Genomic DNA, 8104 nt, shown 5'->3' with positions numbered 1-8104 from the left:
TATGTAAGTACAGTGGTTGCTGATACCGGAGCATCACTGCAAGCCGTCAACAAGCCAATACAGATGGCTAGCAGAGCGGCGACTAATCCGCGAAATTTCATGATGAACCTCAATCTTCGATATATTTTATGTTATGGCAGTTTTTGTCTATCTTTGTCTATGAGTATACCCAGCAGCGAAATTAATCTTCAAGATTGTGTTCGATCTTCACTAGAGACACAGTAAGATAATTGTCTTGTCGATCGGTATTTTACAACGCTCGTGCCGCCTAGATACCATTTGACGGCAAATGATTTGAGAATATTTGTGTTTAGATTTATTTGTAAATCGACAGTATATTAATTTTTATTAAATTTATTTGACAAACTAAGCTAAATGAACCCAGAGATAGACGTTAATTCACCCCCACAGCTACCATCAAACGAACTACCCTCAGCAGTACCTGCGGTACCAAAACAGCTTGGCTTCGTCGATGAGATCCACGAAATTGCCGAGCGAGATCGTCACGATCCACTAGCACTGTTGAGGTTGCTCCGCACTTTAGAACAGTTACACCGCGAAATTCAGCAAGGCTATTTTCAATCAGCGCTGCCCAATAGCCGTCAGGCTTTGTATGCTTTGTTGCGAGATATCGAAGAGAATGGCGGCTGGCCATATATTCAACGGTGGAAACTCCAAGAACTATTTGCCAATTTATCAGAGCAAGAAAAGTAAGTATATTGCGAGCGTTTTTGGCGATCGAATTCGCTCGATCTAAGTCGGGTAAAGCCATCTCTAAAACATCAACGTCGAGATGTTTGATGTAATGAATGTACGCACTACTGAAGGCTTTGAGATATTTAAAGGTGTGAGATTAGGTAATTCGGCTGGACTTTTTGGTAGAGATACCAACCAACTTGTTGAAACTGATAGAATCTCGATCGTAAACATTTTAGTCTTGGCTGCATTGCCGTTCGGAATGTTCGCGCACGAAGCGATCGCCGAGCGCCGCCAACGATTTAGCAGTTTTAAGTAAAAGAATTATAGCGTTACTTCCAGATCGACATGACATTGAAATACGAACATATGCATGACAATCTAAACGACCAGCCGGAGATTCCGGTAGATTCTCATCCCGACCTCCAACAGCATCCCCAAGATGCGCGTGAATATTACAATCGAGGTCGGCTGCGGGATCTAGGAGGAGATCGAGAAGGGGCGCTAGCTGACTATAACTGTGCGATCCAAATCGATCCTAGTTATGCTAAAGCATATGTCAATCGGGGTCTATTACGCGCTCGATTGGGAGATAAACAAGGAGCTTTGTCGGATTACAATCGGGCGATCGAATTGGACGATCGCAGCAGTACTAATTACTATAATCGGGGCAATGTTCGCTATCGTCTCGAAGATCTGCATGGTGCCTTGGTCGATTACGATCGAGCGATCGAATTAGATCGCCATCGTGCCAAAATTTATTATAACCGTGGTTTAACTAGAGTTTATTTAGGCGACCGACACGGTGGCATTACGGATCTCCAAGCAGCAGCCGAGTTATTTCGCCAGCAAGATCGGGATTGGGACTATCAGCGCACTTTAGAAAAAATTCAGGAAATTTAGGCGGCGGTGGAGATCTGGTCTAATACCAAATCCGGTTTGCAAACACTTCTTTTACTAGCACAAGCCCTTCGCCCTCACCCCGCCCTCGCCTCCGGCTCCGGATCCCCTCTGTCTTGTCTTGACGCGCTCGACCTGGAGGGAACCTCCAGAACGCGCGTCGCTGATTCGCTTAACCGTCGGGAACCCCGACGAGCGCGAATCGCTCCCAAGCTTGGGAGTGGGGCTGGGGGTGAGGGCAAGGGGTTTCGATCGCAAAAGAAGAGTTTGTTAATCGTATCTGATACATGCCTGCCCTATTTGGATCGAGCCGTTCAATTAGGAGCGCGATAGTTCTTCGATGGTGGTTTCTTGGCTACTTACCCAGGCGATAGTAGCGACACCGCGCTCGATGGCAATTTGGCGAACTCGATCGCGATTTTCATTGTCAAGGTACATCTCAACTCGCACGGATGCGGCTGTCGCTCTCAATTTGTCCGCATACATCAGCGCCGCAGCAGTTGCATCAGAAGTCGTCGCCACTACTAACCAGTCGGGTTTGGTAGTTGTACGCGGCATCAAGGGGTGAGTTTGCAGCACTTGTTGCAAATCTTCAATATTCAGGGCAAAGCCGATCCCAGGGAAATTTTGCCCCTGTGGGTGATAGAGCGCCAGTAATTTGTCGTAGCGTCCACCTTTACCGAGAATATGAGCGCGATCTTCAGTAACGCTGACTGCCTCAAAGACGATGCCAGTATAGTAATCAAAGGTTTGGATCAGACTTAAGTCCAAGATCAGCGGCAATGGTGTTGGACTGGTGGTAGTCAGTAAATCGATTAAAGTTTGGAGATGGGCGATGGTTGCTTGGCTCTGGGGATCGAGTTCGAGCTGAGTCAATCGTGCCAATACTCCAGCCGGATTGCCCCGGAGATCTAGCAGCCAGAGTGCTAGTTGCTGCTGTTGCGGCGTCAGCGGCAATCGTTCGAGGGTAACTCGATCGAGATGTGCCAAGCAATGCCGAATTTGGGTCTGAAATTCGATTGGGAATTGGGCGATGAGGGCGCGGCTCAAACCTGCTTCGCCGAGGATGATTTGCCAATTAGGAACGCCCAAGGATCTCAAACAATCCACCATCAAGAGAATCGCTTCGACATCAGCCAGCATCCCGCCGCTGCCTAGTAATTCAATTCCCGATTGATAAAATTCTTGTTGACGACCGTGATGTTCGAGATCGGCACGGCGAAAGACGTTAGCGTTGTAATACAGCCGCTGTGGATATAGATCCCCCATTCGCGCTACCGCTGCACGGGCGATCGAAGCAGTCAACTCTGGGCGCAAGCCTAGCGTACCACCTTTGGCGCTCGGAATTTGAATGACAGTTTCGCGACCGACCGCTCCGCCAGCAATCAGCGTTTCCAGTCGCTCCAAGGTCGAAGTCACGATCCGATGGTAGCCCCAGCGGTGAAATACATCCTGAATGCCGCTTTCCACCCACTGCTGCTGAGCGACATCTAACGGTAATAAATCCCTAGCACCGGGCGCATAAAAATTAATGGACGCGCTGCGGTTGGTTGCAAGCTGCGCCGAGGTGCGCTCCGTACCAGCAGCATCGCCGCCAACAAATTGAGGATGGGCATTATTATCGCCTGGTGTGGGCAAGAAAACAGCAGGATTGCGATCTGTCATGTGTTTGGAGGTGGCAACTTCCTAATTTTAATCGATCGCGTGCAGTGGCTCATCACACGTTTGGGATTAAAGATCCGCTCGGGCTATTTCTTGCCGCCAAATAAGCCACTAAACATTCCTTCACTGGCTTTTTTGGGAGCATTTTTACCATTAGTACCGTTGCTCGGATTGGACGCCCGCTCGAATTCCTGCTTAGCTTGCAGCACTTGGGGATCTTTAGGTGCTAGTTGCAGGGCTTTATTAATCGAAATTTTTGCCATAGTTAATTGGTGCTGATTGAGATAAACCAGTCCCAACAAGGTGTGCGCTCGGGCGTTATTTGGCTCGGCACTAATGACTTCTTTGATTTCGGGTACTGCTTTGACCCAATTTTTCTTGCTCGTATAATCTTCGGCGCGTCGCAATGCGCCTTCGACTGGAGATGGTTTATTTGACTCGGCGGATGAGTTTTCTTTAGCCGCACTTGCAGTAGGATTATTCGCAGCTACTGGAGGTGTAGACCTGACTGATTGCAACTGTTTGCGTAACAGATACACCATATTCAATTCGCTAATTTGATTGATAATCGGCGCGCTATTGTTGGGATCTGAATACTGCTCGGTTGCTAGTTGCGTCAAGAGCCGATCGTAAACATACTCGAAATCATTACCGCTTTGGTAAAGTTGCTGGCATAACGGATCGGCGATCTGAATTTGACTGCTCTGTTCGACCAATCTTTTACCCAACAGGTCGAGCATGATAATCTGCTCTTGAAGCTGCGACTGTCGCGACAATTGCCCGTAAGCATGAGTAATCAGTCGCGAAAACAATCTTATAGCAAGCTGTTTATCTGCTTCTGTTTTCCAGCGCGCACTATCGGGATGCAATAACCTGGCTACAGCTTGGTAGCGTTCTCTGATATTTATTTCTTCAGCATTCACGCCCACACCCAGAATAGCGTGTCGATCGGTGAATTCAAATTGAAATAGTCCTCGATCTAATTGAAAACTCATAGACATGCGATCCGCAGCAACAGGTATCTCGTGGGTTGGATTGAGTACGCCCAGATCTGAGTGGTATCGCTTGCGGTCGGGTCGCAAGCTTTAGGCTTCGGATTCTGCTGCTACCTGTATCCAGGCGCAGACTTTTTCGGGGTACACCCTTTATATATTCCCTATTTCGATCGCAATATTCACGTTTGCCTAAAATTTGTTGGTAATTAGGTTTTAGCCCCACCTGACACAAATAGTGCAAAAGCCAGCAGAGGGTACAAAAGGGTCGAAAATCATGATTGCGCTTTACTACATTTGTAATCCTTAAGTGCCGATCGCTCAATTAAAGATCTGTTCTCTCGGCTTGAAATGCCGCTATGAGCTAGTAGTAAGATGTTGGGGCAGCATAAAATCATACTTGCAAACATTCACATCTCGCACACAGGTTATTTGATACTTAACTAGCGCGATTCGATCGAGAATCGCAAATGATATAATTAGTCGATCGAGACACAACGCCCACGAGCAATTGGAGATAAAATGACGATCGCGAGTAGAACATCCCCAATTGAAGTTGCGATCGGGAAAGGAGATGTCCGCACGATCCAGCGCGGAAAAACCTGGGCACAATTCGAGCATCTGCAACAAGGTTTCAATGATACTCGTGGGGTAAAGTTATTTTATTACAGTGGGACGATTGAAATTCTGATGCCGGGAGCTGCACATGAATTATTCAAAAAGATTATTGCGATTTTGATTGAGGTATTTTTATTAGATCGCAAAATTGAGTTTGAACCTACCGGATCGATGACTCAAAAGCGGGAAGGTGCAGCGGCGGCTGAGGCGGATGAATCCTATGAAATTCAAGGAGCCAAGCTGTGTGTTGAAGTCAACTTCACCAGTGGCGATGAATCTAAATTACAGTGCTATCGGGAGTTAGGAATTGATGAAGTTTGGTTTTGGGATGATGGTGTCTTAGCCGTTTATAGCCTCCAATCTGATGGATATCAAAAAGTAAACCGCAGTCAAATTTCTGTACTTGCGCCCATCGATCTAGCGATCGTGGCTGAATGTATTCTCATCGGCGAGACTTCCCGGATTGAAGCTGTCGAGAGATTCCGTCAGGCACATCCTAATTAAATAGCAATATCTCGATCGAGTACCCAGGATTCGACGAGCAAAGATTCCTCCTAGCATCGATCCTAGTAATATAAGTCAGGGTTTGAGCCAAGACCAAGGTTCGATCTGTGCGACATGCAGTAGTGTTTGACTCAACTCCTCATGTAAGCGATCGTTAGTTGCCAAAATTCGACCCGATCGAATGTCAAAAGGCGTGCGATCGTAGGCAGTAACAATTCCACCAGCCGCCTCTACAATCGCCACCCCAGCCGCCAAATCCCATGGCGATAGTCCCCGCTCCCAATAGCCATCTAGCCTGCCACAGGCGACGTAAGCGAGGTCTATGGATGCGGCTCCCGCCCGTCGGACACCTTGGGTAACGTGGGTGAGATAGCAAAATTCTTGATAATTATTATCCGCAGTTTCGCGGCGATCGTACGCAAATCCAGTGACAAGCAGACTTTGAGCTAATTTAGCCACACTCGAAACGTGAATCGGTTTGTCGTTACAAGTGGCACCCAGTCCGAGCGCACCGCTAAATAGTTCGCGGTGGAACGGATCGTAGATTGCCCCGACTGTCGGCACCCCATCGATTAACAACCCGATCGAGGCGGCGGAAAACGGGTACTGGTGAGCATAATTTGTCGTCCCATCTAGGGGATCGATCGCCCAGAGGTACTTCGCATCGGTCGCCCCATATTGTCCCGATTCCTCAGCCAAGATCGAATGCTCCGGGAAATGCTGGCGCAAGACTTCTAAAATTACGGCTTCGGCTTGTTTGTCTGCTTCGGTAACTAGATCGCCCGGACGCCCCTTTTCGACGATCGACTCTAATTTACCCCAACAAGCTTGCAAGACTTCCCCGGCGGCTAAAGCGGCGATATTTGCTACTTCTAAATAATTTGCCCGTTGTGCTAGTGTATCGGCAGCGGTAGTGGAATGCGGTGAGTTCATTAGCTCGATCGAGTAAATGCGTGCGATCGTTATCGTACAATAACACCGTCCCATTTGCGCGATCGTAGATCGCACTAAAAATCTCCCGATTCTCTTGCACAGAGGCTCCGCCAACGGGTGCGAGAGATAGAGCGAGAATTAACTTATTATCGGTATTTAGTTAGTACTACTATTTGCTGATGCGCTGCAAACTAGCTCATACTGTCTTTTTGTTTCGATATAAAACTGTCGATGTGGCTGTAGCTGCTGGTGATAGAGTCCGATACATTGTTGGATTACCAAGTTAAGGTCTTGATTTGTATGGTTTTGAACCTCTTCTAATTGCTGAGCCGTTTGAGCATCTAACTGAATGATAAGCTGCATGATAAATCCTTTTTTATATTTTTAGGTGTGAATTGATTTTATCCGACCATCTCGTTATTTCTATCAGCCGATCGAGAGATATTTTTAAGCGATCGATTGTCAATAATTATTCTACCTATAAGATTAAAAAGTGCGGTTGAAACATACAAATAATTACAATTAAATCGCAAGTATTTATCGTTAATGCGATCGATTTAGACATACTCAATCCAAAATTATTCAATAGACTTCCTCTAAACGTCAAAATCTACTCTTTGTCAGTACTATTTTTTGCAGAAATTTCCCCGATCTGCTATTCGCTGACTGGCGCAGGAATCGGCAAAGATAGTCACAACTTAACAATCAATCGCCAGATGACAGGTTTTTCGGTAAAATGCTAGAGCAAGCAATCATTCACCCACTAACCTGATGGTCATGAACCCAGCAGCAACACAGGAAACAAACGATCTGTCAAATGAACCCAGCGAGAAAATGCTGGAAGCCATGAGACATTTTTCCGAAACTTATGCCAAAAACACCGATACCTACTTCTGTGTCGATCTCTCCGTAACCGCTGTCGTGATTAAGGGACTGGCAAAAAATAAGGAAGAGCTGGGTTCGCCCCTATGTCCGTGCAGACACTATGAAGATAAAGAAGCTGAAGTCAAAGCAGCTTTTTGGAACTGTCCCTGCGTCCCCATGCGCGAGCGCAAAGAATGCCACTGCATGTTATTCCTAACTCCTGAAAATGACTTTGCTGGAAAAATGCAAGAGATCTCCCTCGACGAAGTTAAAGCAGTATAAATAGTTAACTATCGATCTAGTCGATTTGGGTAAGGGTCGTTAATTCGATTAGTTCGATCGAACTAGACGATCGAGAGTTGCGACCGTTGCTGTATCGTTCGCGTAGCGTTACCTTCGGTAAATCGGCAATCTCCTGGTAATTTGCCATGACAATCCCAGGACATGCCAATGGTAAAATAAATTTAGGTGGCAAACTAGCCGCCAATTCTTAATTATCTCGTGCTGCTCACTCATGTCCGTCGATGAATTTACCAGTCTGCATTCAGCTATTCCGATCGATCGGATAAAGTACGACGAGCGGGGTTTAGTTCCCGCGATCGTCCAAGATTATTTGGATGGTACCGTGCTGATGATGGCATGGATGAACAGCGAATCTTTAGCCAAAACGATCGCGACTGGTGAAACCTGGTTCTGGAGCCGTTCGCGGCAGGAGTTTTGGCATAAAGGCGCAACTAGCGGACACATTCAACACGTCAAATCGTTGCGCTACGACTGCGACAGCGATGCCCTCCTAGTGACAGTCGAACAAGTGGGCGATATTGCCTGTCATACAGGCGAACGGAGCTGTTTTCACCAAGTTGCCACCGATACCAAAATCGCACCGCCCGCCGATACTTTATCAGATTTATATCAGACGATCTGCGATCGTCGCG

11 protein-coding genes are annotated in these 8104 nt (G+C 47.0%); 6 read left to right on the top strand and 5 right to left on the bottom strand.

The genetic code is table 11. The features are described from left to right. Positions 1–375 precede the first annotated feature (375 nt). The 3 genes from RMO35_RS14800 to RMO35_RS14790 all read left to right on the top strand — a co-directional run bounded on the left by RMO35_RS14800 (position 376) and on the right by RMO35_RS14790 (position 1599). Positions 376–714 carry a hypothetical protein gene (locus RMO35_RS14800; protein ID WP_309742097.1) on the top strand — a complete coding sequence of 113 codons (339 nt, stop codon included), beginning with the start codon at positions 376–378 and terminating at the stop codon, positions 712–714. 91 nt (positions 715–805) lie between these two features. Further along, entirely contained in the window at positions 806–1015 is a 210-nt protein-coding gene (locus tag RMO35_RS14795; RefSeq protein ID WP_309742096.1) for a hypothetical protein, read from the top strand. 50 nt (positions 1016–1065) lie between these two features. Further along, positions 1066–1599: a tetratricopeptide repeat protein gene (locus tag RMO35_RS14790; protein ID WP_309742095.1), complete on the top strand. Its 534-nt coding sequence runs from the start codon at positions 1066–1068 to the stop codon at positions 1597–1599. Between the two features lie 315 nt (positions 1600–1914). Here RMO35_RS14790 and RMO35_RS14785 read toward each other — a convergent pair whose 3' ends face one another. Beyond that, positions 1915–3261, bottom strand: a complete 1347-nt coding sequence (locus RMO35_RS14785; protein WP_309742094.1) for an ATP phosphoribosyltransferase regulatory subunit — start codon at positions 3259–3261, stop codon at positions 1915–1917. An 83-nt stretch (positions 3262–3344) separates the two neighbouring features. Next, complete coding sequence (locus RMO35_RS14780) at positions 3345–4253, bottom strand: molecular chaperone DnaJ (protein WP_309742093.1); 909 nt, start codon at positions 4251–4253, stop codon at positions 3345–3347. Positions 4254–4772: 519 nt separating this feature from the next. On the opposite strand from RMO35_RS14780, the gene RMO35_RS14775 reads away from it, so the two are divergent. Beyond that, positions 4773–5372, top strand: coding sequence for a Uma2 family endonuclease (locus tag RMO35_RS14775; protein WP_309742092.1), 600 nt, complete (start codon positions 4773–4775; stop codon positions 5370–5372). Between the two features lie 75 nt (positions 5373–5447). On the opposite strand, the gene RMO35_RS14770 is transcribed toward RMO35_RS14775, so the two are convergent. Both RMO35_RS14770 and RMO35_RS14765 read right to left on the bottom strand, forming a co-directional pair. Next, positions 5448–6305, bottom strand: coding sequence for an inositol monophosphatase family protein (locus tag RMO35_RS14770; RefSeq protein WP_309742091.1), 858 nt, complete (start codon positions 6303–6305; stop codon positions 5448–5450). Positions 6306–6461: 156 nt separating this feature from the next. Beyond that, positions 6462–6668, bottom strand: a complete 207-nt coding sequence (locus RMO35_RS14765; RefSeq protein WP_309742090.1) for a hypothetical protein — start codon at positions 6666–6668, stop codon at positions 6462–6464. A gap of 408 nt (positions 6669–7076) precedes the next feature. Here RMO35_RS14765 and RMO35_RS14760 point away from each other — a divergent pair, with 408 nt between their 5' ends. Then, positions 7077–7451 (top strand): ferredoxin-thioredoxin reductase catalytic domain-containing protein, encoded by a 375-nt coding sequence (locus tag RMO35_RS14760; protein ID WP_396134971.1) that lies wholly within the window; start codon positions 7077–7079, stop codon positions 7449–7451. A 16-nt stretch (positions 7452–7467) separates the two neighbouring features. Here the strand turns inward: RMO35_RS14760 and RMO35_RS14755 are convergent, their stop codons facing one another. After that, complete coding sequence (locus tag RMO35_RS14755; protein WP_309742089.1) at positions 7468–7644, bottom strand: hypothetical protein; 177 nt, start codon at positions 7642–7644, stop codon at positions 7468–7470. Between the two features lie 39 nt (positions 7645–7683). Between RMO35_RS14755 and hisI the strand changes: the two genes are divergently transcribed. Continuing rightward, on the top strand, positions 7684–8104 hold a 421-nt coding region (gene hisI, locus RMO35_RS14750; RefSeq protein WP_309742088.1), incomplete at its 3' end, for a phosphoribosyl-AMP cyclohydrolase.

It is taken from the genome of Chamaesiphon sp. OTE_20_metabat_361 (assembly GCF_031364565.1).
The sequence above is the reverse complement of the archived record's forward strand: the minus strand, read 5'-3'. Positions and strand labels throughout refer to the sequence as shown.

Bases quoted from the DNA above. Each gene is read 5' to 3' on its own strand.
- RMO35_RS14765 (WP_309742090.1), bottom strand. From the start codon at position 6,668: ATGCAGCTTATCATTCAGTTAGATGCTCAAACGGCTCAGCAATTAGAA.
- RMO35_RS14775 (WP_309742092.1), top strand. From the start codon at position 4,773: ATGACGATCGCGAGTAGAACATCCCCAATTGAAGTTGCGATCGGGAAA.
- RMO35_RS14780 (WP_309742093.1), bottom strand. From the start codon at position 4,253: ATGAGTTTTCAATTAGATCGAGGACTATTTCAATTTGAATTCACCGAT.
- RMO35_RS14800 (WP_309742097.1), top strand. From the start codon at position 376: ATGAACCCAGAGATAGACGTTAATTCACCCCCACAGCTACCATCAAAC.
- RMO35_RS14785 (WP_309742094.1), bottom strand. From the start codon at position 3,261: ATGACAGATCGCAATCCTGCTGTTTTCTTGCCCACACCAGGCGATAAT.
- RMO35_RS14770 (WP_309742091.1), bottom strand. From the start codon at position 6,305: ATGAACTCACCGCATTCCACTACCGCTGCCGATACACTAGCACAACGG.
- RMO35_RS14760 (WP_396134971.1), top strand. From the start codon at position 7,077: ATGGTCATGAACCCAGCAGCAACACAGGAAACAAACGATCTGTCAAAT.
- RMO35_RS14795 (WP_309742096.1), top strand. From the start codon at position 806: ATGAATGTACGCACTACTGAAGGCTTTGAGATATTTAAAGGTGTGAGA.
- RMO35_RS14790 (WP_309742095.1), top strand. From the start codon at position 1,066: ATGCATGACAATCTAAACGACCAGCCGGAGATTCCGGTAGATTCTCAT.